Origin of the sequence: Pseudomonas sp. GL-RE-26, from assembly GCF_019956275.1 — a bacterium.
Classification (GTDB): domain Bacteria; phylum Pseudomonadota; class Gammaproteobacteria; order Pseudomonadales; family Pseudomonadaceae; genus Aquipseudomonas; species Aquipseudomonas grandcourensis.
Genome location: NZ_JAHBDI010000027.1, coordinates 39,424 through 64,541, shown reverse-complemented (window position 1 = coordinate 64,541; position 25,118 = coordinate 39,424). Strand labels below are relative to the sequence as shown.

17 protein-coding genes and 1 pseudogene are annotated in these 25,118 nt (G+C 60.9%); 9 read left to right on the top strand and 9 right to left on the bottom strand.

Going from position 1 to position 25,118, the window contains the following annotated elements:
• Nucleotides 1-90 (top strand): annotated as a pseudogene (locus tag KGB07_RS17875) (peptide ABC transporter ATP-binding protein); the annotation flags it as partial.
• The gene (locus KGB07_RS17870; protein ID WP_046043945.1) at nt 90-1,070 is read left to right on the top strand and encodes a peptide ABC transporter ATP-binding protein; all 981 of its coding nucleotides are present in this window, start codon (nt 90-92) and stop codon (nt 1,068-1,070) included. The pseudogene KGB07_RS17875 and the gene KGB07_RS17870, both read left to right, overlap by 1 nt.
• A 196-nt stretch (nt 1,071-1,266) precedes the next feature.
• On the opposite strand, the gene KGB07_RS17865 is transcribed toward KGB07_RS17870, so the two are convergent.
• Together KGB07_RS17865 and KGB07_RS17860 are read right to left on the bottom strand one after the other, a co-directional pair.
• A complete protein-coding gene (locus KGB07_RS17865; RefSeq protein WP_046043944.1) occupies nt 1,267-1,521 on the bottom strand; it encodes a hypothetical protein in 255 nt (84 codons plus the stop codon).
• Between the two features lie 335 nt (nt 1,522-1,856).
• Nucleotides 1,857-3,440 carry a peptide chain release factor 3 gene (locus KGB07_RS17860; RefSeq protein WP_033040112.1) on the bottom strand — a complete coding sequence of 528 codons (1,584 nt, stop codon included), beginning with the start codon at nt 3,438-3,440 and terminating at the stop codon, nt 1,857-1,859.
• Between the two features lie 327 nt (nt 3,441-3,767).
• On the opposite strand from KGB07_RS17860, the gene KGB07_RS17855 reads away from it, so the two are divergent.
• The 5 genes from KGB07_RS17855 to KGB07_RS17835 all read left to right on the top strand — a co-directional run bounded on the left by KGB07_RS17855 (nt 3,768) and on the right by KGB07_RS17835 (nt 9,042).
• Nucleotides 3,768-4,484 carry an ABC transporter permease gene (locus KGB07_RS17855; protein WP_223466102.1) on the top strand — a complete coding sequence of 239 codons (717 nt, stop codon included), beginning with the start codon at nt 3,768-3,770 and terminating at the stop codon, nt 4,482-4,484.
• Between the two features lie 20 nt (nt 4,485-4,504).
• A complete protein-coding gene (locus tag KGB07_RS17850; RefSeq protein WP_046043940.1) occupies nt 4,505-5,398 on the top strand; it encodes a glycine betaine ABC transporter substrate-binding protein in 894 nt (297 codons plus the stop codon).
• Between the two features lie 12 nt (nt 5,399-5,410).
• Entirely contained in the window at nt 5,411-6,064 is a 654-nt protein-coding gene (locus tag KGB07_RS17845) for an ABC transporter permease (protein WP_046043938.1), read from the top strand.
• Nucleotides 6,061-7,218: a betaine/proline/choline family ABC transporter ATP-binding protein gene (locus tag KGB07_RS17840; RefSeq protein WP_046043937.1), complete on the top strand. Its 1,158-nt coding sequence runs from the start codon at nt 6,061-6,063 to the stop codon at nt 7,216-7,218. The genes KGB07_RS17845 and KGB07_RS17840 overlap by 4 nt, the downstream gene beginning before the upstream one ends.
• 660 nt (nt 7,219-7,878) lie before the next feature.
• On the top strand, nt 7,879-9,042 hold the full coding sequence (locus tag KGB07_RS17835) for a type III PLP-dependent enzyme (RefSeq protein WP_046043936.1): 1,164 nt from the start codon (nt 7,879-7,881) through the stop codon (nt 9,040-9,042).
• An 83-nt stretch (nt 9,043-9,125) separates the two neighbouring features.
• Here KGB07_RS17835 and ltrA read toward each other — a convergent pair whose 3' ends face one another.
• From ltrA to KGB07_RS17820, 3 genes are all read right to left on the bottom strand, one after another.
• A complete protein-coding gene (ltrA, locus tag KGB07_RS17830) occupies nt 9,126-10,547 on the bottom strand; it encodes a group II intron reverse transcriptase/maturase (RefSeq protein WP_223466100.1) in 1,422 nt (473 codons plus the stop codon).
• A gap of 472 nt (nt 10,548-11,019) precedes the next feature.
• On the bottom strand, nt 11,020-11,778 hold the full coding sequence (locus KGB07_RS17825) for a tetratricopeptide repeat protein (protein WP_046038748.1): 759 nt from the start codon (nt 11,776-11,778) through the stop codon (nt 11,020-11,022).
• Nucleotides 11,779-12,459, bottom strand: coding sequence for a Fe2+-dependent dioxygenase (locus tag KGB07_RS17820; RefSeq protein ID WP_046038746.1), 681 nt, complete (start codon nt 12,457-12,459; stop codon nt 11,779-11,781).
• 213 nt (nt 12,460-12,672) lie between these two features.
• Between KGB07_RS17820 and KGB07_RS17815 the strand changes: the two genes are divergently transcribed.
• A complete protein-coding gene (locus tag KGB07_RS17815) occupies nt 12,673-14,997 on the top strand; it encodes a TonB-dependent receptor (RefSeq protein ID WP_223466098.1) in 2,325 nt (774 codons plus the stop codon).
• A 156-nt stretch (nt 14,998-15,153) separates the two neighbouring features.
• Nucleotides 15,154-17,682 (top strand): PepSY domain-containing protein, encoded by a 2,529-nt coding sequence (locus tag KGB07_RS17810; RefSeq protein WP_223466097.1) that lies wholly within the window; start codon nt 15,154-15,156, stop codon nt 17,680-17,682.
• A gap of 59 nt (nt 17,683-17,741) precedes the next feature.
• Here the strand turns inward: KGB07_RS17810 and KGB07_RS17805 are convergent, their stop codons facing one another.
• From KGB07_RS17805 to ptsP, 4 genes are all read right to left on the bottom strand, one after another.
• Nucleotides 17,742-19,283, bottom strand: coding sequence for an alkaline phosphatase D family protein (locus tag KGB07_RS17805; protein ID WP_046038740.1), 1,542 nt, complete (start codon nt 19,281-19,283; stop codon nt 17,742-17,744).
• Nucleotides 19,284-19,386: 103 nt separating this feature from the next.
• A complete protein-coding gene (locus KGB07_RS17800; RefSeq protein WP_223466095.1) occupies nt 19,387-21,126 on the bottom strand; it encodes a PTS fructose-like transporter subunit IIB in 1,740 nt (579 codons plus the stop codon).
• Between the two features lie 11 nt (nt 21,127-21,137).
• Nucleotides 21,138-22,079: a 1-phosphofructokinase gene (gene pfkB, locus KGB07_RS17795; protein WP_046038736.1), complete on the bottom strand. Its 942-nt coding sequence runs from the start codon at nt 22,077-22,079 to the stop codon at nt 21,138-21,140.
• Nucleotides 22,079-24,940, bottom strand: a complete 2,862-nt coding sequence (gene ptsP, locus KGB07_RS17790; protein WP_223466093.1) for a phosphoenolpyruvate--protein phosphotransferase — start codon at nt 24,938-24,940, stop codon at nt 22,079-22,081. Before ptsP ends, pfkB begins: the two co-directional genes overlap by 1 nt.
• Nucleotides 24,941-25,118 lie beyond the last annotated feature (178 nt).

Here is a 25,118-nt window from a genome sequence, read left to right as displayed (position 1 = left end):
GACAACTGCCGTCAACAACGTCCGGCCCTTGACCAGAAAAGCAACAGCCTCGCTCGCTGCTTCTACCCGCTGAACCAGGAGGTGGCGTAATGGCCGTCGTTCTTACCGCCCGCGACCTGACCCGTCACTACGAGGTGTCCCGTGGCCTGTTCAAGGGTCACGCCACCGTGCGCGCCCTCAACGGCGTGTCGTTCGAACTGGAAGCCGGCAAGACCCTCGCGGTCGTCGGCGAGTCGGGTTGCGGCAAATCCACCCTGGCCCGTGCCCTGACCCTGATCGAAGAGCCGTCCTCCGGCTCCTTGAAAATCGCCGGCCAGGAAGTCGCCGGTGCCGACAAGGCCCAGCGCAAGCAACTGCGCAAAGATGTGCAGATGGTGTTCCAGAGCCCGTACGCCTCGTTGAACCCACGGCAGAAAGTCGGTGATCAGCTCGCCGAGCCGTTGCTGATCAACACCAACCTGAGCGCCGCGGAACGTCGCGAGAAAGTCCAGGCGATGATGAAGCAGGTGGGCTTGCGGCCCGAGCACTACCAGCGTTATCCGCACATGTTCTCCGGCGGTCAGCGCCAGCGGATCGCCCTGGCCCGGGCGATGATGCTGCAACCGAAAGTGCTGGTGGCGGACGAACCGACCTCGGCGCTGGACGTGTCGATTCAGGCGCAGGTGCTCAACCTGTTCATGGATTTGCAGCAAGAGTTCAACACCGCCTACGTGTTCATCTCGCACAACCTGGCGGTGGTACGCCACGTGGCCGACCATGTGATGGTGATGTACCTCGGTCGCCCGGTGGAAATGGGCACGAAAGAGGACATTTACTCCCGTCCTCTGCACCCCTACACCCAGGCGCTGTTGTCGGCGACGCCGGCCATCCACCCGGATCCGAACAAGCCGAAAATCAAGATCGTCGGCGAATTGCCCAACCCGCTGAACCCACCGTCCGGCTGCGCCTTCCACAAGCGCTGCCCATATGCCACCGAGCGTTGCAGCACTGAAGAGCCGGCCCTGCGCCTGCTCGCCGGCCGCCAGGTGGCTTGCCACTACGCCGAGCAATTCCTCGACGGCGCGGCATAAAAAATGTGGGAGCGGGCTTGCTCGCGAAAGCATTGTGTCAGTCGATGTTAATGGTGACTGACGCGACGCCTTCGCGAGCAAGCCCGCTCCCACAGGGATTGAGTTGCTCACATTCCTGATGCGTTGACCAACCCCTTCCGCCTTGATTGCGCATCAGTCAGGTAGAAGGGGTTTTCTTTTATCTGCCATTGAGCGACTACGTCTGGCTGTCGCCCTCTTCCTCATCGGAGTCCGGCTCGTCGGTGGTCGAGTCATCGTCGTTGTCAGCCCCACCCTGCCCCTGATCTCCCGGTTCCGATTCGGATTTGGCGATCATCAACCCCGCATAACCCGCCTGCCCGCTCGAAGCCTGCTCACCGTGGTTGGTGCACTCGGCCCACGCCATCGAAGTCCCGAGCGAGAGCATCACCATCACCTTCAACAGCAGTAAAACGCGAAACAACCTGTTCATAGCCGATTCCTTCCTTTCGTTGAGTGCCTGTCTGGCGCTGAGTCAAATCTAGTTCCGATCAGCCGGGTTCTCCAGATTGGACGCTGTCGAGCGGGGGAAAATGCAGTGGGTTGGGAGATTGGTTTGGAATAGGGGTTATTCCCGTTTCAGCTAACACCGAAGCACCCTGTAGGAGCGAGCCTGCTCGCGATGGATGCTAACGATGACGCGCTCTGTCTGGATAAACGCAGCGCGGCTGGAATCATCGCGAGCAGGCTCGCTCCTACAGGGAATTGCAACAGGCAATAAACCCCGCTGCTTTCGCAAACGGGGTTTTGGGTATTTCAACTCAGCGCTTAGTGATGCTCACGGGTCGCACGGAATTTCACGTCCGGCCAGCGCTCTTCCATCAGGGCCAGGTTGACCCGCGTAGGCGCGAGGTAGGTCAGGTGACCACCGCCGTCCAGTGCCAGGTTTTCCACAGCCTTGTTGGAGAATTCCTCAAGCTTCTTCTTGTCGCTGCATTCGATCCAGCGTGCTGAGTAAACAGTGATCGGCTCGTAGGAGCACTCGACCTTGTATTCCTCTTTCAAGCGGCTGGCGACCACATCGAACTGCAGCACACCGACGGCGCCGAGGATGATGTCGTTGCTGCGCTCCGGGAAGAACACCTGGGTCGCGCCTTCTTCGGCGAGCTGTTGCAGGCCCTGACGCAGTTGCTTGGATTTCAGCGGATCCTTCAGGCGTACGCGGCGGAACAGTTCCGGGGCGAAATGCGGGATACCGGTGAAGCCCAGGACTTCGCCTTCGGTGAAGGTGTCGCCGATCTGGATGGTGCCGTGGTTGTGCAGGCCGATGATGTCGCCGGCAAACGCTTCTTCCAGCTGCTCACGCTCGGAGGAGAAGAAGGTCAGCGCGTCGCCGATGCGCACGTCCTTGCCGGTGCGCACGTGGCGCATCTTCATGCCTTTTTCGTACTTGCCGGAGCAGATACGCATGAAGGCGATACGGTCGCGGTGTTTGGGGTCCATGTTCGCCTGGATCTTGAAGATGAAGCCCGAGAACTTCTCTTCCACCGGTTCCACGGTGCGCTCGTTGGCCACGCGTGCCAGCGGACGGGGTGCCCAATCAACGACAGCGTCGAGGACGTGGTCGACACCGAAGTTGCCCAGCGCCGTACCGAAGAACACCGGGGTCAGTTGGCCGTCGAGGAACTCCTGCTGGTTGAACTCGTGGCAGGCGCCTTGCACCAGTTCCAGCTGTTCGATGAAACGCTCGTACTCGTCACCCAGGTGGGCGCGTGCTTCATCGGAGTCGAGCTTCTCGATGATCTTGGTTTCGGTGCGCTCGTGGCCGTGACCGGCGGTGTACACGATGATGTAGTCATCGGCGAGGTGATACACGCCCTTGAAGTCGCGGTAGCAACCAATCGGCCAGGTGATCGGCGCCGCCTTGATCTTGAGGACGGCTTCGATTTCGTCGAGCAGTTCGATCGGGTCGCGGATGTCACGGTCGAGTTTGTTGATGAAGCTGACGATCGGCGTGTCACGCAGACGGCAGACGTCCATCAGGGCGATGGTCCGTGGCTCAACACCTTTACCGCCGTCGAGAACCATCAACGCCGAGTCCACCGCGGTCAGGGTGCGGTAGGTATCTTCGGAGAAGTCTTCGTGGCCCGGGGTGTCGAGCAGGTTGATCATGTGTTCGCGATACGGGAACTGCATGACCGACGTGGTAATGGAGATACCACGCTGCTTTTCCATTTCCATCCAGTCGGAGGTGGCATGGCGATCGGATTTACGAGATTTCACCGTACCGGCTACCGCAATCGCCTTGCCCATCAGCAAGAGCTTCTCGGTGATGGTGGTCTTACCGGCATCGGGGTGGGAAATAATGGCGAAAGTGCGGCGTTTCGCGACTTCGGCGGCCTGTTTGGTCATGGGAAATCGCCTGGCAGGTGATTCAAAAAAGGGCGCAGATTATAGCCCAAGTTGATCCAAGAACCGAACCGTTGAGCACATTAGGGGTGGCCAAATGCTGCCGCAGATGGGAACCTTTTAAAGCACGGAGACGTCCACTCCCTCGTTACGACCACTCGTCGGGGGCCTGAAACACCTGCAATTCGGCCTGACGAGGCTGTGCTCATGGCTCGATTACACGCTGCTTTGCCGGCCTGATCGAGCTGCTTATCGCGACATTTTTTCGGCAGCCAAGCAAGGCGTTGCCACACGAAAAAGTGTTCGCCGACTGAAAAAAGGAGTCCGCCTGTGGCTATCCACTATGGCAAAGGGCTGATAGGAGGCGCGCTGGTATTCGCCCTTCTGGCCCTGCTGATCCAATGGATCGGCATCAACACGATCGAACACTACCGCGACGATTTGTTGTTTTACCTGCAAGCTCATCTGGTTCTCGTCCTCGCTTCCATGCTGGCCGCCCTTGTCGTGGGCATTCCTGCCGGCATCCTCCTCAGCCGCCCGTCCATGGTCGGCCGCGCCGAACGCTTCATGCAGTTCTTCAACATCGGCAACACCGTTCCGCCCCTCGCCGTTCTGGCCATAGCCCTCGGTATCCTCGGCATTGGCAGCGGCCCGGCCATCTTCGCCCTGTTCCTCGCCTCGCTACTACCCATCGTGCGCAACACCTATGAAGGCCTGAAAAACGTTCAGGGCTCGCTCAAGGAAGCCGCCGTCGGCATCGGCATGACCCCGCGCCAGGTGCTGTGGAAAGTCGAATTGCCCAACGCGGTGCCGATCATCATCGGTGGTGTGCGCGTGGCATTGGCGATCAATGTCGGGACGGCGCCGCTGGCGTTCCTGATCGGCGCCAACAGTCTCGGCAGCCTGATCTTCCCCGGCATTGCCCTGAACAATCAGTCGCAATTGCTGCTCGGCGCGGCCTGCACCGCCCTGCTGGCCTTGTTGCTCGACGGCCTGGTGACACTCGCCAGCCGCCTCTGGCTCGAACGCGGCTTGCGCCCGTCTTAAGCCTCGGCAAAGGAATCGTCATGAAAACTTCAAGCTTTTTACTAGGCTGCGTCCTGCTGTTCGCAGGATTTGCCCAAGCCGCGGAAAAACCGTTGATCCGTATCGGCGCCCGGGTGTTCACCGAACAGACCCTGCTGGCGGAAATCACCTCGCAGTACCTGCGCACCAAGGGTTACGAGGTGCAGGTGACCGGCGGCCTGGGCAGCAATCTGGCCCGCAGCGCCCACGAAAGTGGCCAGCTGGACATGCTCTGGGAATACACCGGCGTTTCGCTGGTGGCCTACAACCATGTCACTGAAAAACTCGACAGTGAACAGTCCTACGCACGAGTAAAAGAACTCGATGCGAAAAAAGGCCTGGTCTGGCTCACTCCGTCGAAATTCAGCAACACCTACGCCCTCGCCCTGCCGAAGAACGTCGCCGACCAATACCCGCAGATCAACACCATCAGTGAGCTGAACACGGTGCTGCGCAAGGAAGCCCAGACCAACAACCTGGTGGCGCTGGATACCGAGTTCGCCAACCGTTCGGACGGTCTGGATGGCATGGTCAAGCTCTACGACATGAACCTGACCCGCAAGAACATCCGGCAGATGGACGCCGGTCTGGTCTACACCGCGCTGCGAAACGGTCAGGTGTTTGCCGGTCTGGTCTACACCACCGACGGTCGCCTCAACGCCTTCAAGCTGAAGCTGCTGGAAGACGACAAGCATTACTTCCCCGACTACACCGCCGCGCCGGTGGTGCGTCAGGCCTACCTCGATGCGCATCCGCAATTGGCCGCACAGCTCAAGCCGCTGGCGGAACTGTTCGACGACAACACCATGCGCGAGCTCAACGCGCGGGTCGACGTCGAGCACCAAAGTCCTTCAGCCGTTGCCGCCGATTTTCTGCGCCAGCACCCGATCAATTAAGGAGGAAAAGTCATGGAATTCCTGAACGCCTTTTCCCATCTCGACTGGCAACAGGTGATCCACCTGACCTGGCAGCACATCACACTGGTCGGCATCGCCGTGACCCTGGCGATTGTAGTTGGCGTGCCGCTGGGCATCCTGATGACACGCTTCCCGAGCCTCGCAGGTCCGTTGCAAGCCAGCGCCACCGTGCTGCTGACCGTACCGTCGATTGCCCTGTTCGGCTTGCTGCTACCGTTCTATTCCAAGTTCGGCCAGGGCCTGGGGCCAATGCCGGCGATCACGGCCGTGTTCCTTTATTCGCTGCTGCCGATCATGCGTAACACCTACCTGGCCCTGACCAGCGTCGAGCCGGGCATCCGCGAAGCCGCCCGCGGCATCGGCATGACCTTCGGCCAGCGCCTGCGCATGGTCGAGTTGCCCATCGCCGTGCCGGTGATCCTCGCCGGTGTGCGCACCGCCGTAGTCATGAACATCGGCGTGATGACCATCGCCGCCACCATCGGCGCCGGTGGCCTGGGCGTACTCATCCTCGCCTCCATCAGCCGCAGCGACATGTCGATGCTGATTGTCGGCGCCGTGCTGGTCAGTGTGCTGGCCATCTTCGCCGACCTGCTTCTGCAATGGCTGCAACGCTCGCTGACTCCAAAAGGACTACTCAAATGATCGAACTTCAAAACCTCAGCAAGACCTTCCAAAGCAACGGCAAAGATGTGAAAGCCGTGGACTCGGTAAGCCTGACCGTCAATGAAGGCGAAATCTGCGTGTTCCTCGGGCCATCGGGTTGCGGCAAAAGCACCACGCTGAAAATGATCAACCGCCTGATCAAACCGACCTCGGGCAAGATCCTGATCAATGGCGAAGACACCACAGGCCTCGACGAAGTGACCCTGCGCCGCAACATCGGCTACGTGATCCAGCAGATCGGTTTGTTCCCGAACATGACCATCGAGGAGAACATCGTCGTGGTGCCGAAACTGCTCGGCTGGGACAAGCAGAAATGCCACGACCGCGCCCGCGAGTTGATGAGCATGATCAAGCTCGAACCCAAGCAATACCTGCATCGTTATCCACGGGAATTGTCCGGTGGCCAGCAGCAGCGGATCGGCGTGATTCGCGCCTTGGCGGCCGATGCGCCGTTGCTGTTGATGGACGAGCCCTTCGGTGCGGTCGACCCGATCAACCGCGAGATGATCCAGAACGAATTCTTCGAGATGCAACGGGCGCTGAACAAGACCGTGATCATGGTCAGCCATGACATCGACGAGGCGATCAAGCTCGGCGACAAGATCGCGATCTTCCGCGCCGGCAAGCTATTGCAGATCGATCACCCGGACACTCTGCTCGCGCATCCGGCGGATGAGTTTGTCAGCAACTTCGTCGGCCAGGACAGCACACTCAAGCGTCTGCTGTTGGTGAAAGCTGAAGATGCGGCGGACAACGCGCCCTCCGTCAGCCCGCATACCCCGGTGGCCGAAGCGCTGGAGTTGATGGACGAGCATGACCGACGCTACGTGGTGGTGACTTGTGCCGAGAATAAAGCCCTGGGTTATGTACGACGTCGTGACCTGCACCGTCAGACCGGCACCTGCGCACAGTACCAACGCGAGTTCAATGCCACGGCGGCGTACGACGAACATTTGCGCATCCTGCTGTCGCGTATGTACGAGTTCAATCGGGCGTGGTTGCCGGTGATGGATGCCGAGAGGGTGTTTTTGGGTGAGGTGACACAGGAGTCGATTGCTGCTTACTTGAGCTCCGGACGTTCGCGGGGGATGAAGACCAACATCGTGTCGCCAGCCGAGGCGGTGGTCGCCTGATCACTCATATCGCCCGGTAAAAAACGCAAAACCTGCAGGAGTGAGCCTGCTCGCGATAGCGCAATGTCAGTCAACACGATGTTGGCAGTGAAAATGCCATCGCGAGCAGGCTCACTCCTACAAGGTTTGTGCAATTCTTGAGTAATCGGCAGACCGGAAAAAAATATCAACAGCAGCGTCTGTAAAAGCCATCCTGATACACGCTCAGGAATAGTCAAATCCCCTCTCTGCCTACCTTTTCGCTGCCAACGTCGCCGATGTTGACGCTATCGTAGTTACTAGCGACTTAGCGCACAAAAGCGTCGAACGTGCAGGTATTTTTAACACTTCATAAATCTTCTGGAACATCCGACTGTCATCTGAGTCGGTTAAAAAGAGTGACGCTCGTAACGCGCGTCAGAAGAGTGCAAAAACGCGACATTTTTTGTTGATCTCAAGCCCCTCACGCCCTAAAGTTCGCGCCGAACGTCCATGCTGGAAACGATCCATCCGGCTCAAGTACTGACGACGAGACAGCAAGGCCAAGGGAAAGCTGCACTTCCCATGGCCTTTTTGCTTTCGGCGACATGCCTTGGGAAGTAGGCGAACCAAAGTGGGGATACGGAGGACGTTCATTTGCACCCATTGATTACTAACGTTTGCCAGTAGGAGCTCCCAGGTATGTCGATCCAGGTCGAAGACTATTTCGCGCGCGAAACCTTTCAGAAAATGAAGGCGTTCGCCGACAAACAGGAAACCCCGTTCGTGGTGATCGACACCGCGATGATCAGCCAGGCCTATGACGACCTGCGCGCCGGTTTCGAATTCGCCAAGATCTACTACGCGGTCAAGGCCAACCCGGCCGTCGAGATCATCGACCTGCTCAAAGAGAAAGGCTCGAGCTTCGACATCGCCTCGATCTATGAACTGGACAAAGTGCTCGATCGCGGCGTCAGCGCCGACCACATCAGCTACGGCAACACCATCAAGAAATCCAAGGACATCCGCTACTTCTACGAGAAGGGCGTGCGTCTGTTCGCCACCGACTCCGAAGCCGACCTGCGCAACATCGCCAAGGCCGCTCCGGGTGCAAAAGTTTATGTACGTATCCTGACCGAAGGCTCGACCACCGCCGACTGGCCGTTGTCGCGTAAATTCGGCTGCCAGACCGACATGGCCATGGACCTGCTGATCCTCGCTCGCGACCTGGGCCTGGTGCCTTACGGCATCTCCTTCCACGTCGGCTCGCAGCAGCGCGACATCAGCGTCTGGGACGCAGCGATCGCCAAAGTCAAAGTGATCTTCGAGCGTTTGAAAGAAGAAGACGGCATCCACCTGAAGCTGATCAACATGGGCGGCGGCTTCCCGGCCAACTACATCACCCGTACCAACAGCCTGGAAACCTACGCCGAGGAAATCATCCGCTTCCTGAAGGAAGACTTCGGTGATGACCTGCCGGAAATTATCCTCGAGCCAGGCCGCTCGTTGATCGCCAACGCCGGCATCCTGGTCAGCGAAGTAGTGCTGGTCGCGCGCAAATCCCGTACCGCTGTCGAGCGTTGGGTGTACACGGATGTGGGCAAGTTCTCCGGCCTGATCGAAACCATGGACGAAGCCATCAAGTTCCCGATCTGGACCGAGAAAAAAGGCGAGATGGAAGAAGTGGTCATCGCCGGCCCTACCTGCGACAGCGCCGACATCATGTACGAAAACTACAAGTACGGCCTGCCACTGAACCTGGCCATCGGTGATCGCCTGTACTGGCTGTCGACCGGTGCGTACACCACCAGCTACAGCGCCGTCGAATTCAATGGCTTCCCGCCGCTGAAGTCGTTCTACGTGTAAATACTGCGTAGAATCGAGTAGGAGGCGGCTTTACAGCCGCCGTCCTCTCACACCACCGTACGTACGGATCCGTATACGGCGGTTCAAGTTATGCGATTAAGCCGAGTTATCGTATCCGGTATTGAGACCAGACCAAGCCGATCCCACAGTTTCTTCGGTAGCGCGTGATTCAAATGCGCAGCTCCTGAGCTCCACCATGGGCCACGACCATTGAACGCCGATATGCAGGCGCGATGCCTACTGAGCCCCAGGCGTATCAAGTTACGAGCCCTTGTTGAGGGCTGTTTCCATTGACGCCATACGGCGCAGCGCAGCTTACGACGCACCCAGCCATCAAGCACCTCAAGTGGCCGCTTGCTTTGACTTAGCTTGAAGTAGCCAGCCCAACCACGCAGCATAGGGTTTATCCGCACGATGACGGTTGCCATCTTGCAACCCCGCGCTTTGTGTAGCAGGTCCCTGACTCGGTCACGTAAGCGACCCAGACTCATCGTCGCCACTCTTAACTTCGGCTGTCGGTGCCAGCTCATCCCATAACCCAGATAGTCACAGACCCAAGGCCGTGCCACACGGCTCTTTTCCCTATTCAGCGTCAGTTTCAGACGCTGGATCAGGAAGCACTCAACGCTGACCATCACTCGTTCACCCGCCCGACAACTGCGCACATAAATGTTGGCGTCGTCGGCGTAACGCACGAAGCGATGACCCCGTCGTTCCAGTTCGCTGTCGAGTTCGTTGAGCAGGATGTTCGACAGCAACGGCGAAAGCGGGCCGCCTTGCGGCGTCCCTTCCTGCCGTCGGCTGACGAGTCCGCCTGACATCGTTCCCGCTTCGAGGTAACGACGGATCAACGTGAGCACACGCTTGTCTTCGATTTGACGCGCCACGTAAGCCATCAGGACATCGTGGTTGACCCGATCAAAGAATTTCTCCAGATCAAGTTCCACGCACCAGCGGTGACCCGCTGCCACATGGCCGCGAGCGGTTTCGATGGCTTGGTGAGCGCTTCTGCCCGGACGAAAGCCGTAGCTGTAATCCGAGAACAGAGGGTCGAAGATCGGCGTGAGCTGTTGTAGCAAGGCCTGCTGGATCAGGCGATCCACGACGCAGGGGATACCCAGCTGTCTTGTCCCGCCTTTGGGTTTCGGAATGTCGACGGCGCGTACACCTTGTGGGTGATACTCACCGGCCAGCAACCGAGCCTTAAGGGTCGGCCAATACTGTTTCACGTAGCCTGCCAATTCGTCGACCGTCATGCCATCGGCACCCGGCGCGCCCTTGTTGCTGACTACGCGTTGATACGCACGCTTGAGGTTGGCGGGTGCGAGCACCTGCTCCATCAGCGTGTCCGGCTCCGCGTTCGTCCACGCCACAGACGCCGCCGATACCTGTGCGCTGTCAGTCGTCATCCGCGGATACTGTCCGGGACTCGGAGTAACAGTCTTCTCTGCGAGAAATTTCTGCATTTCGGTATCCAACGAGACTCTGACGCCTACCAGCGGCATAACCTGTTCAGCCCTTGGTGACGCGGTTATTCGCCACTTACTACGGCCTCGGCTGACTTCTGCACGTTCATCCCGTCGCCTCTCGGCCTTCGGTAGCACAGTGGCAAACGTGCAGATCTCCCAGGGTAATTCGCGTGACCTTCCTGCTTATGCCTGTTGGATCTACGTCGCAACGTTCCGTGCAAGTATTGGGCTTTGAGGAAGTTTGCCCCCTTACCCCGCTGCGCCGCCTAATCCACTTCCTGTTCGTCAGGCCAGCATTTTGCCTCGGGCTTCCTTCAGATTCGCAGTCACCCGCGACACCCTTGCCTCTGGCTAACACTTCCCCTTGCCGGGTGTGTAGAGGACTTTCACCTCCAAGTCACCAGCGCGGCCACCACAGCCAAGCCGGTTGCGCTTGCGCGCAACGCGCCATGCCTGGCGCACAAACAAAAAGCCCATGACGTGTCATGGGCTTTTTTGTGCCTGCAATTCAGCGACTCTCCAGCTCGGCGCAGCGACCGGCATATTCTGCGGCCAATGCCTGAATCCGCGGGTCCGTTGCACTGGCCAGCGTCTGGCTCGCCACCCGCAGGAAGTTCGGGTTGCCGTTCGCCAGCGCCTTGCGCAGCCAGCCTAGTGCTTCGTCGATATAGCCGGTGTGGGCCAAAAACGCCGCATGGCTGAACTGCCCCCGAAAGTCCCCGCCCTCGGCCGAACGCCGATACCAGTCGCGGGCCGCTCGCAAATCCATGGGACACACACGCCCCTCTTCCAGATATCGACCCAGAAGATTCATCGATTTGGCATGGCCCAAGTGTGCCGCGCGTTGATAGAAGCTGAACGCCGACGCCTGATCCTTATTTACCCCGCGTCCTGTGGCGAGCAGATTGGCGTAGTTGTACATCGCCCAATCCAGCCCGGCCTGTGCCGCGACTCGATAGTGCCGTGCGGCAAGCGATGCGTCGGCAACACAACCCCAGCCATGCTCATGACAACGACCGAGCATGTTGCGCGCCATCGGGTGCCCTTGGCGCGCGGCGATGCCGAACCAGCTCAGCGCCAGCGGCTGGTCCTGCGCGATCCCCTGGCCGTCGAGCAGAATCTGCCCGAGCAAGGCCTGGGCTTCGACCTCACCTTCGCGCGCGGCAATCAGGATGGCCTGGGCCGCCCGGGCCGGACTTTCGTCGAGCATCGAGCGCAGGCGCTCACCGTCGAGCATTTCTTCGCGGCGTAAACGAAAATCCGCCACTTACACCTCGACCCAGCGACGCAACAGGTTGTGATAGGTGCCGGTGAGGCGGATCAGCGATGGATGATCGGGCACGTCGCGGGTCAGTTGTTGAATCGCCCCATCCATCTCGAACAACAGGGCGCGCTGACTGTCTTCACGCACCAGGCTTTGCGTCCAGAAAAACGAGGCGAGTCGCGTTCCGCGCGTCACCGCATTGACCTTGTGCAGGCTGGTGCCGGGGTACAGCACCATGTCACCGGCAGGCAGCTTCACCCGCTGGGTGCCGAAGGTGTCCTGGATTTCCAGCTCGCCGCCGTCGTAATCCTCTGGCTCGCTGAAAAACAGCGTGGCGGACAAATCCGTACGCACCCGCTCGATGCCGCCTTTGGGCTGACGCACTGCGTTGTCGATATGGAAGTCGAAACTGCCACCGGCGGTGTAACAGTTCAACAACGGAGGAAAGACTTTGTGCGGCAAGGCTGCTGACATGAACAGCGGGTTTTTCCACAGCCGCTCCAGCATCGCCGCGCCGATCTCCTTGGCCAGCGGATGCCCTTCCGGCAACTGCAAATTGTGCTTGGCCTTCGCTGACTGGTAGCCGGCGGTGATCTTGCCATCGGCCCAATCGGCTTGCTCCAGAACCTCGCGAATGCGCTGCACCTCGTCTTTTTCAAACAGGCCGGGAATGTGCAGCAGCATGACAAAGGCACCTGAAACCAAAGGGATGGGGATAGTAATGGTATTGATTCTTATTGCTAATGTAAAACACATCTGACGAATGAGTCAGCAGAAACCGTAAGGTTAAATTGTAAAGATTGTAAATTCAGTGCGAATAGTAATGTTTCGCAATTGTTACGAATACCTATTTACACTATATTCCGCGGCCTCAAATCCTTGGGGAGGGGAATTCAAATGTCGCGTCAACAACCACAAGTACCGGTCAGCTCACCACGTCTGCTCGCATCCGCCATCGGCATGGCGATTACAGCCAGCTCTGCGGGCCACATGGTTTTCGCAGCGGAAAAAACCGACGAAAAAGCACCGGACAAAGTGATTTCGCTGGGCGCCACTGCCATCACTGGCGTAGCCCAGGACGAGACAACCTACAACGTCGAGAAAGCCTCCTCGCCCAAGTACACCGCGCCGCTGATCGACACGCCGCGTTCGGTGACCGTTGTTCCGCAGCAGGTCTTGAAAGATACCGGCTCGCTCAACTTGCAGGACGCGCTGCGTACTGTTCCAGGCATCACCTTCGGTGCCGGTGAAGGTGGCAACCCCCAGGGTGACCGTCCGTTCATCCGCGGCTTCGACGCCCAGGGCGACACCTACCTGGACGGCGTGCGCGACACCGGCTCACAGAGCCGCGAAATCTTCGCCGTTGAGTCGATCGAAGTCAGCAAGGGCCCGAACTCGGCCATCGGCGGCCGTGGCGCTGCGGGCGGCAGCATCAACCTGGTCAGCAAAAAGGCTCACCTGGGCAATTCGCTCGACGGTGGTTTCACCTGGGGCTCCGACCAGACCCAGCGCTACACCTTCGACGGCAACTACCAGTTCACCGACACCGCCGCCGGCCGTCTGAACCTGCTGAGCCACGAGAGCAACGTCGCCGGACGTGACAGCGTCAACTACGACCGTTGGGGTGTTGCACCTTCCCTGGCCTTCGGCCTGGGCACCGACACCCGCGTCAACCTCGACTACTACCATCTCGAAAGCAACGACCTGCCGGACTCGGGTATTCCGTACAGCATCCCGACCGGAGGCTCGGCGGCGCGTACCAAGGCCAACCCGGACAAGCCGAATGACGGCGGCGACAGCAGCAATTTCTATGGTTTGACCGACCGCGACTTCCGCAAGACCCGCACCGACACGGCGACCTTCGCCATCGAGCACGACCTGAGCGACTCGCTGACCATCAAGAACACCCTGCGTCACGGCACCAGCATGCAGGACTACATCCTGACCCAGCCGGACGACAGTAAGGGCAACGTCAACAACGGCAGCGTCTGGCGCCGGGCGAACACTCGTGTGAGCAACACCGAGACCACGACCAACCAGACCGACCTGTTTGGTGATGTGTACATCGCCGGGTTCAAGAACAGCTTCTCCACCGGTGTCGAATACACCCACGAGGAAAGCGAAAAATCGACGTACAACGTCAACACGGACACCACCCCGGGAACGGCAGCGGTAACCACCAACTGCTCCCCGGCAATGATCGGCGCGCCAAGCGGTTACAACTGCACATCGCTGTCCAACCCGAACCAGAATGATCCATGGAGCGGCGCCATCTCGCGCAACTATGCCGGCACCGACACCAAGGCCAACACCTACGCACTGTATGTGTTCGACACCCTGACATTGTCCGAGCAGTGGCTGGTGAACATGGGCCTGCGCTACGACCACTTCGACACCGACTACAAAACCTTCAACGGTTCCAGCGTGACCACGTCCAAGGGTGATGACACCAGCGAATTCGTTACCGGTCAGTTCGGTGTGGTGTACAAACCAGCCGAGAACGGCAGCATCTATGCGTCCTACGCGACGTCCGCCACCCCACCGGGCAACACCCTCGGTGAAGGCATGGACGGCAACCCGCTGGGCGGCACGCCGGATCGCAACGGCAACCTGCTGAAAAGCGACATGGAGCCGGAAACCACCAAGAACTACGAAATCGGTACCAAGTGGGATCTGCTGAACAATCGTTTGTCCCTGACCGCCGACATCTTCCGCACCGAGAAAGACAACGCTCGTGTGCAGACCAATACCACCACCTTCGAAAACATCGGAAAAACCCGCGTTCAAGGTGTAGAACTGTCGGCCAGCGGCAAGCTCACCGACAAATGGCAGGTCTTCGCCGGTTACGCCTACATGGACAGCGAGCAAGTCGATGGCGGCGACCTGCCGGCAAACAAAGCCAATAACGGCAACGAACTGCCTAACACGCCGAAGAACAGCGCCAGCCTGTGGACGACCTATCAAGTCACGCCAAGGCTGACCATCGGTGGCGGCGCGTTCTATGTCGATGACGTGTTCGGCAGTGCCGCCAACACCACCATGGTCGATTCCTACGTTCGTTACGACGCGATGGCGGCCTACAAGCTGACCAAGAATGTCGACCTGCAACTGAACGTGCAGAACCTGACCGACGAAACCTACTACGACAAGGCGTTCTCGACTCACTTCGCCAACCAGGCGGCCGGTCGCACCGCTTTGCTGAGCACCAACTTCCACTTCTGATTGCCACTTACGCTCCCACAAGGGAGGGTGAAATCAGACCCGGCCCCGTTCATTCACATGAACGGGGCCTTTGTGTGTAAAAAAGAATGCTTCTCGACAACCCCACGGCATAATGCGCGCCGTGATGAATCAATTTGAACGAACAAGGCGAGCGACGTGTTGAAGAAAACCCTGTTCCAGTTGCACTGGTTTTTCGGCATCAGCGCCGGGCTGGTCCTGGCCCTGATGGGCATCACCGGCGCGGTGGTGTCGTTTCAGGATGAAATCCTGAGCACACTCAACCCTTCTGTGTTGCAGGTCGAAAAACAGGTCGCCGGTGTGCTGCCGCCCGCCGAACTGGTGGAGCACATCGAAGCCGCGTCGGGCAAAAAAGTCTCGATGCTCACCGTGGAAACCGACAGCGGCAACGCCGCCAAAGTGTGGTTCACCCCGCCACCGGGCGAGCGCCGTGGCGAGATGCGCTACTTCGACCCCTACACCGCCGAGTTCCTCGGCAACGCCACCGGCCAGGATTTCTTCGGCCTGATGCTGCAACTGCACCGCTTCCTCGCCATGGGCGACACGGGTCGGCAGATCACCGGCGCGTGCACGCTGATCCTGGTGTTCTTCTGCCTGTCCGGCCTGTACCTGCGCTGGCCTCGCCAATGGAAAAGCTGGCGCGCCTGGCTGACACTGGACTGGAAGAAAAAGGGCCGCAGCTTCAACTGGGATCTGCACTCGGTGGCCGGCACCTGGTGCCTGGTGTTTTACCTCCTGGCAGCGCTGACCGGATTGTCCTGGTCCTACGAGTGGTACAACAAGGGCCTGACCCGCTTGCTCTCCGACTCACCGCAGAGCGAACGCGGGCGCGGCGGACGCGGCCCAGCGCCGAGCGGTCCGGCACCGACGGCCGATTACGCGGCGATGTGGAGCAGCATCTACAGCGCGGCCGGCCCGCAACTCAGTTCCTATAACGTGCGCATGCCGCCCGTGGCCGGCCAACCCGCGACCGTGTACTTCCTGCTGAAGACGTCGCCTCACGACCGCGCCCTGAACCAGATCACCCTCGACCCGGCCACCGGCGTGGTCAAGCGCGTTGATCGCTACAGCGACAAGAGCCTCAAGGCGCAACTGCTGACCAGTATCTATGCGCTGCACGTCGGCAGCTACTTCGGCATCGTCGGGCGCATCATCCTGACCCTTACCGCGCTGACCATGCCGCTGTTCTTCGTCACCGGCTGGATGCTGTACCTGGATCGTCGGCGCAAAAAACGCCAGATCAAGGATGCGCGCAAAGACCTCGTGCAAACCGCCAGCGACGCACCGGCGTGGCTGATCGGCTTCGCCAGCCAAAGTGGTTTTGCCGAACAGTTGGCATGGCAAACCGCCGGACAATTGCAGGCCGCAGGCTTGCCGGTAAAAGTGCAACCGTTGGCCGACGTCAGCGAGCAGGACTTGCATGAATCGAACAATGCCTTGTTCGTGGTCAGCACCTTCGGCGACGGCGAAGCACCGGACAGCGCCCGCGGGTTCGAGCGCAAAGTACTTGGCCGAGCACCGAGCCTGGGACGCCTGAATTACGCCGTCCTGGGACTGGGCGACCGGCAGTATCAACACTTCTGCGGTTTCGCCAAACGCCTGCATGCCTGGTTGGGCGAACATGGCGCAAAGACCCTGTTCGCCCCGGTGGAAGTCGACAGCGGTGACCCTTATGCCTTGCGTCACTGGCAACAGCAACTGGGCCTGTTGACCGGCCAGGCCCCCGTGGATACCTGGCAAGCGCCCAGCTACGACAACTGGACCCTGCTGCGTCGTGAATTGCTCAACCCGGACAGCAGTGGTGCGCCGGTGTACTTGTTGGGCCTCAAGCCTCCTTCCACCAGCAGCTGGCTGGCGGGCGACCTGGTGGAAGTGTTGCCGCGCAATTGCCCTTGGGCCATCGAACATTTCCTCGACGGCATGGGCATTCACGGTGAAACCAAGGTGCAACTCAACGGCCTGGAAGAAACCCTCGAACAGGCCCTGGCCACCCGCCAGTTGCCGGAGAACCGCGCCCACCTGGTCGGCCTGCACGCGCAGGCGCTGGCAGAGGCCCTCGTGCCGTTGGCCATGCGTGAGTACTCCATTGCGTCGATCCCGGCCGATGGCGTGCTGGAATTGATCGTGCGCCAGGAAGTGCATGCCGACGGTAATCTCGGCGTCGGCTCCGGCTGGCTGACCGAACACGCGCCAGTGGGCAGTTCCATCAGCCTGCGCGTGCGGCGCAACAGTGGTTTCCATCTGCCGGCCCAACCGGTACCGATGATCCTGCTGGGCAATGGCACGGGGCTGGCCGGGTTGCGCAGCCTGCTCAAGGCACGGATTGCCGATGGTCAGCAACGTCACTGGCTGCTGTTTGGCGAGCGCCATCGCGAGCACGACTACCTGTGCCGAAAGGAGCTGGAGGAGTGGCTGATCAATGGTGATCTGGCGCGCCTCGACCTGGCATTTTCCCGCGACCAGGCCGAAAAGATTTACGTACAGGATCGCCTGCGTGAATCGGCAGCCGAGCTCAAGAAGTGGCTGGCGGACGATGCCGTGATCTACATCTGCGGCAGCCTTCGAGGCATGGCTTCAGGCGTGGACCAGGTGCTCAACGAGGTACTGGGCGCCGCCGAAGTGGAGCGGCTGATCGAACAGGGCCGCTACCGCCGCGACGTGTACTGATTCACCACATCCCAACGTGGGAGCGGGCTTGCTCGCTCCCACAGGGGGTCATGTGTCGGTCAAACCGGCTGCAACTTCTGCTCGAAAACCGACACCCCGTCCAGATCGCGCAACACCACGCTCAACTCCCCGCTCTGCCCATCGATATTCACCTCGCCAAAAAACTGAAACCCGGCAAACGGCGAGACGTTCTGCGCGGGCGGCGCCTTTTCGAACACCACTTCAGGGCCGAAGGTTTTATCCAGCGGATTAGGCCCAAAACTGCCGGCATTCAATGGCCCGGCGACGAACTCCCAGAACGGTTCGAAATCCTGGAACGCCGCCTGATCCGGGTGGTAATGATGGGCCGCGCAGTAATGCACATCCGCGGTCAGGAACAGGAAATTGCGCACCTGCTGCGCCCGCAGAAAACCGAGCAATTCGGCGATTTCCAGTTCGCGCCCCTGGGCCGGGCCGGGGTCACCGTTGGCCACCGCTTCCCAACGCGCGACACCCGGACTGACTTCACCGTCGGGCACGCCGAGGCCAATGGGCATGTCGGCGGCGATGACTTTCCATTGTGCGTTCGAGGCCTGCATTTCGCGCTTGAGCCAATCCAGTTGCTCACGACCGAGGAAGGGTTTTTCAGCGCCCAGATTGTCATCGTTGGCCCCGCGATAGCTGCGCATGTCGAGTACAAATACATCGAGCAGCGGCCCGTAACCGAGCTTGCGATAGATCCGCCCGCCGCCATCGCCGCTCTGCAAACGCATCGGCGCGTATTCGAGCCAGGCCTGGCGTGCGCGGACCACCAGGCTGTGGATATCTTTGTCCTGGTAACGCGCATCCAGTTGCTTGCCCGGCGACCAGTTGTTCACCACTTCGTGGTCATCCCACTGCCAGATCTGCGGGACCTCGGCGTTGAAGCGACGGATGTTTTCGTCCATCAGGTTGTAGCGATAGTTGCCGCGATACTCATCGAGGGTTTCGGCGACTTTGCTCTTGGCCTCGGTGGTGATGTTGCGCCACACCCGGCCGCCTTCCGTGGTGATCTGCGCCGGGATCGGGCCGTCGGCGTAAATGGTGTCGCCGCTGTGGATAAAAAAGTCTGGCAGACGCAGACGCATTGCTTCGTAGATGCGCATGCCACCAATGTCCGGGTTGATGCCGAAGCCCTGGCCGACGGTGTCGCCGCTCCAGACAAAACGGATATCGCGACGGGTCTGCGGCACGCTGCGCAAGTGACCGAACCAGGGCTCGCTGGCAACGCCGCTCTGGGCGTCTTCAAACTGCACACGATAGAAAATCGCCTGGTCGGCGGGCAGCCCAGTGAGTTCGACCCGGGCAGTGAAATCGGTGCGCGCATCCGCCAGGGGCGAGACGAATCGCCGGGGGTTGGGAAACAGGCTGCGGGTGTCCCACTCCACCACCATCCGCGCGGGGCGGTCGCAGCGGCTCCAGATGATCGCCCGGTCGCCCAGCAGGTCGCCGGACTGCACGCCGTCGGTGAGTTGCGGCCGATCCTTGACCGAAGCGATCACCGCCGGCGCCAGCCCCGGCAACAACAGCCCGGCGCCAACCGCTTGCATGACACGACGACGCCCGAGGTTGAAATCGCTCATGGTGTTCTCCCTGAAAAAGGAAAAACTAAAGCATGGACCTATGACCCTGGCATGACAAAAATCTTCCCAGCGCTGAAGATTCCTGTGGGGGCAGGGTCAGGTGTCAGGCGGTGACGGGTTCTACCGCCAATTCCACCACCTCCGTTCGTTTCACCAGCGCATACACCACCGCAGTCAACAGGCTCCCCGCCACAATCGCCAACAAATAAAGCAGCGCGTGGTTGATCGCATTCGGGATCGCCAGCACAAACAACCCACCGTGGGGTGCCATCAGTTTGCAGCCGAAATACATCGACAGCGCACCGGTCAGCGCACCGCCGGCGATGCTCGCCGGAATCACCCGCAACGGATCTTTCGCCGCAAACGGAATCGCCCCTTCGGAGATGAAGCACAGCCCCAGCACCAGCGCTGCCTTACCGGCCTCGCGCTCAGTCTGCGCGAACTTGCGTCGGGCAATGAACGTGGCGATGCCCAGGCCGATCGGCGGCACCATGCCGGCCGCCATGGTCGCCGCCATCGGCGCGTAACTCTGCGACGCCAGCAAGCCCACCGAGAACGCATAGGCCGCCTTGTTGATCGGCCCGCCGAGGTCGACGCACATCATGCCGCCCAGCAACACACCCAGCAGAATCGCATTGGTGGTGCCCATGCTGTCGAGGAAATGCGTAAGCCCGGAAAGCATCCCGGCCACCGGTTTGCCGACCACGTAGATCATCACCAGACCGGTGAACAGACTCGCCAGCAGCGGGATGATCAGGATCGGCTTCAGCGCCTCAAGGCTCTGCGGCAATCGCGCATAACGGTTGATCGCCTTGGCCGCGTAACCGGCAAGGAAACCGGCAATGATCCCGCCGATGAAACCGGCACCCAGGGTACTCGCCAGCAGGCCGCCGATCATCCCCGGCGCGAGGCCCGGACGGTCGGCGATGGAATAGGCGATATAGCCTGCCAGCAGCGGCACCATCAGCTTGAACGCGGTGTCGCCACCGATCTGCATCAACGCCGCCGCCAGCGTGCCCTCCTCCTTGAACGCGGTGATGCCGAACACGAACGACAGGGCAATCATCAAGCCACCGGCCACCACCATCGGCAACATGAACGACACGCCGGTCAGAAGGTGTTTATAGACGCCGGTCTTCTCCTGTTTGGCCGTTGTCTTGGCAGCGCTCGATGCGCTTTCCTGCTGGCCTTCGGCCAAGGCCTTTTTCAAGGTCGCTTCAGCTTGCTTGAGAGCAATGCCGGTGCCGCAGCGATAGATTTTCTTGCCGGCGAAACGCTCGGTGGCGACTTCGATATCGGCCGCCAGCAGCACCACATCGGCCTCGGCAATGGCTTGCGCGCTCAACGGATTGCGTGCGCCGACCGAGCCCTGGGTTTCCACTTGCAAGTCATAGCCCAGGCGCTTGGCCGCTTGCTGCAAGGCCTCGGCGGCCATGAACGTGTGAGCGACACCCGTCGGGCACGCGGTGACGGCCACCAGTCGCGGCGCGTTCTGGACGACCGCCACAGGTTCGATGACGGTTTCGGTAGCGACGTAGACCTGTGCCTCCTGCGCTCCCCGCCGCAGCACCGTTTCCACGTCCTGCAAGGCCTGAGCCGGAGTGCTCTGGAACACCCGCTTGCCGACAAACCGCGACATGTCCACTGGCGCGCTGGTCACCAGCAGCACCCACTCGGCCGCGTCGAGGGTGGCCGCCGACAGTTGCTTTTCGGGATGCGCGGCATCGGTGACTTCGACACTGGTGCTCCAGCCCTGACGCTGGGCCGCAGCGTCGAGCAGCCGGGCACACAGCACACTGGTGACCATGCCGTTCGGGCAGGCCGTAATGATGGCTAACTTCATGACAAACCCTCTTATTGTTCTGTCAGGGGACGCACGCGCACACCCTGTTCGAGCTGCGCCAGTTGCGCTGCGTCGCCAATGCCGAATCCGATCTGGGTCACCGCCATCGCGGCAATCGCCGTGGCGGTGCGCAAGGTCTGCTCCGGCGTATCGGCACTGAGCAAACCGTGGAGCATCCCCGCCAGCAACGAATCACCCGCCCCCACCGTGCTGGCGACGCTGACCTTGGGTGGCGTGGCATGCAGTGCCGAGCCGACGCTGAACCAGTTCACGCCTTCGGCACCGTGGGAGATCACCACATGCTCGATGCCCTGGGCGTGCAAGCGCTCCGCCGCCAAGGCCTGGGCACTGACCGACACGACCTCGCAGTCCAGCACCTCGGCCAGCTCTTCAGTGTTGGGCTTGATCAGCCACGGCCCCGCTTTGAGCGCTGCACGCAGCGCCTCACCGCTGGTGTCGAGGGCGACGTTCAGCCCCAGGTTTTTCAAGCGCAAGATCAACGCCTGCAACCATTGCGCGCTGACGCCCAACGGCAAGCTTCCGGCGACAACCACCGCATCGTGCCCCGGGGCAATCTGCTCCAGTCGATCGATCAAGGCCTGCTGCGCCGCTTCGCTGACCTGTGGCCCCGGCCCGTTGATGTCGGTGATGCGGCCATCGCTTTCCGCCAGTTTGATATTGCTGCGGGTCTCGCCCGGAACACGGATGAAGGCATCGACAAAGCCGCGTTTGGCGAACAATGTTTCGAACGCTTGCAGGTTGTCTTCGCCGAGAAAGCCACTGACGGTCAGCTGATGCCCGAGGTCCGCCAGCACCTGCGCCACGTTCACACCTTTGCCGGCGGCGTGGGTGTGCATCACATCGCTGCGGTTGACCTGGCCGGCTTCAAGGCGCGGCAACTGGACGGTCAGGTCCAGCGCCGGGTTGAGGGTCAGGGTAAGAATCCGGGCCATTACAGGGCCTCCACTAATGCGCGCACTTCATTGGCGCTGCCCACGGCCAAGGCCTGTCGGGCAAGGGTTTGAGTCTGAGTGAAGCCCAGTTCGCGAATCCGCGCCTTGACTTCGGCAATGCTGCGCGCCCCGACGCTGAGCTCATCCACCCCGAGGCCGACCAGCACCGGCACCGCCAGAGGGTCGGCCGCCAGCTCACCGCATACACCGACCCATTTGCCGTGGGCATGGGCCGCGCGCACGGTGATGTCGATCAGTTGCAGTACCGCCGGATGCAAACCATCGGCCTGGGCCGACAGCGTCGGATGGCCACGGTCGATGGCCAGGGTGTATTGGGTCAGGTCGTTGGTACCGACGCTGAAAAAATCGACCTCTTTGGCCAGCACCGGCGCCAGCAACGCCGCCGATGGCACTTCGATCATGATCCCCAGTTGCAGGTCGGCAACCGGGATTTCCTGGCGCAGGCGTTCGGTCATGTCACGGGCCTGGCGCCACTCGTCGACGCTGCCCACCATCGGGAACATGATCCGCAGCGGCCGGTTGTCGGCAGCCCGCAGCAAGGCGCGCAATTGCGCTTCCATGATCTGCGGGCGCTGCAAGGTCAGGCGAATGCCGCGCACGCCGAGGAAGGGGTTTTCTTCCTTCGCTATCGGCCAGTACGGTAGCGGTTTGTCGCCACCGACATCGAGGGTACGCACCACCAGCGGCCGCCCGGCCAGACCGTCGAGGACGCGGCGGTACTCGATTTCCTGAGTCGCTTCGTCGGGCGCCTGCGGGTGGGCCATGAAAATCAGTTCGGTGCGCAACAGGCCAATGCCTTCGGCGCCCTGCTCCACCGCGCTGGTCACGCCAGCGCTTTCACCAATGTTGGCGAACACTTCGACGGCGTGGCCATCGGTGGTCAGCGCCGGTTGATGACGCCGTTCCGCAGCCGCCTTCAAGCGCTGCTCGCGGGTATCGCGTTCGGCCGTGGCGCGCTGCAAGGTCGCCGCGTCAGCGTCCACATGCAGGCGACCACGCTGGCCATCGAGCAGCAACGGCGTACCCGGCGCCAGCAGCAACACGCCAGGGCCGGCGCCGACCAGTGCCGGAATGCCCAGAGCCCGGGCGACAATCGCACTGTGCGCAGTAGCGCCACCCCGGGCGGTGAGAATCCCCGCCACGCGAGCGGGGTCGAGACGCGCGACGTCGGACGGGCCGACCTCATCCATCACCAGAATGTACGGTTGGTCCGGTTCGCTCGGGGTTTCGATGCCGCTGAGCTGCATCAACACCCGACGCCCGATGTCGCGCAAGTCGGCAGCGCGCTCGGCGAGCAAGGCATCCTGCAACGCTTCCTGCTGCCGGGCCGCCGCTTCTATCACGGCCATCCACGCCGCCTCAGCGCTTTCGCCGTGCTTGAGGCGCGTATCGACCTCATCGGTCAGTTCCGGGTCGTCGAGCATCTCTTGGTGAGTGATGAAGATTTCGCGGATGGCTTTGCTTTTGCTGCGCTCGATCAGGCCCTGGATGTCACGGCGTACCTGCGCCAGAGCTTGCTGGAGACGTTCACGCTCGATGCCGGCAGACTCGCCGCGCAACGGGTAATCGATGGTTTGCAGCACTTGAATATGCGCCGGGCCGATGGCGATTCCCGGAGCGGCGGCAATAGCCTGGACCACACTGCCTGAAATTGGGGCGAGGACCACTTCGGCCACATCGCCAACGACTTCGCGCACCTGGCTTACCGGCGGCAGCGGTTCGACTTCCTCACCAAGACCTTCTTCGATGGCGGCCAACAAGGCCGGCAACGCATCCGCCGCGATGCTCGGTTCGGCGATGATTTCCAGGACCTGCCCCCGACGGGCGCCGAGGCTGAGCAACTTGCTCAAGCTCTTCACCGACACGGCACTGTCGTGACCATCGACGATGCGCACACGGATGTCACCGTCAAAACTCTTTGCCAGTTGCGCGAGGATTTTCGCCGGCCGCGCATGCAAACCGTGGGCATTGGCCAATGCAATTCGCGTGCTGGGCCAGTCGGCGGGCACTTCACCACCGAGCACTTCGAGGACTTTGCGGCTGCTGGTGGCGCGCCCCAACTCATGGCCACGCCCTTCGATCAACAACGCGCACAGGCGTTCGAGCAGCGCTTGATGGGCCTCACCGAGGCTGGCCAGGCAGAACAATCCATTGAGTGGCTGGCCGAGATAGCGCAGCGGTCTGTCCGGGGTGACGAAGGCCAGGCCCGGACGCTTTACCGTCTGCTCGCTGTGCAGCCACCACAGGCCATCGCCCAGGGGCAGCGCTTCAACCTGCTGCAGCACTGCGGAGAAACCGTTGCTCACACAGTCGGCCTGCCGCAGCAGACGTGCGCCGCGCCAGACCAGCTCTTCGAAATCTTCGGCCGCCACACCGAGGCCGATCATCTGCGCATCCAGCGCCAGTTCCTGTGGCGCGCCTTGCAACAACTTCAGCAAGGCTTCGGCGGAACCGGCGCGACGCAGGGCCTGGCCCAGGTCAGTCTCGCCGAGGGCGCGGGTGAGCAATTGCAACAGGCGCAGATGCTCATCGGATTTGGCGGCGATACCGATCGCCAGGTAAACGATATGACCATCGCCCCAGTCCACGCCATCGGGGAACTGCATCAGGCGCACGCCGGTGGTGAACACCAGGTCGCGGGTTTCGGGGGTACCGTGGGGGATGGCAATACCTTGACCGAGAAAGGTCGAGCCCTGGGCTTCCCGCGCCTGCAAACCAGCGAGATAACCCTCGGCAACCAGGCCGTCGGCAACCAGATGCCGGGCCAGCAATTGCAGCGCTGCGGATTTATCCACAGCCGATTGGCCCATGGAAATCTGCTCTACAGTGAGCTCGAGCATGCTTTCTCCTTTTTGGCGCCTTGGGGCACCAGGTATTGTTTTGAATGAGTCAGCTTAGGCGCTTGGTCATCGCTTTTGGCGGTTTTACGGCAGAACCGGCCAAAGGCGCCTAAAACGTAGAAAATACGCCTGCTGAAACGTTTAATCTATATCGATTGGCACGTTACTCGATATTGGC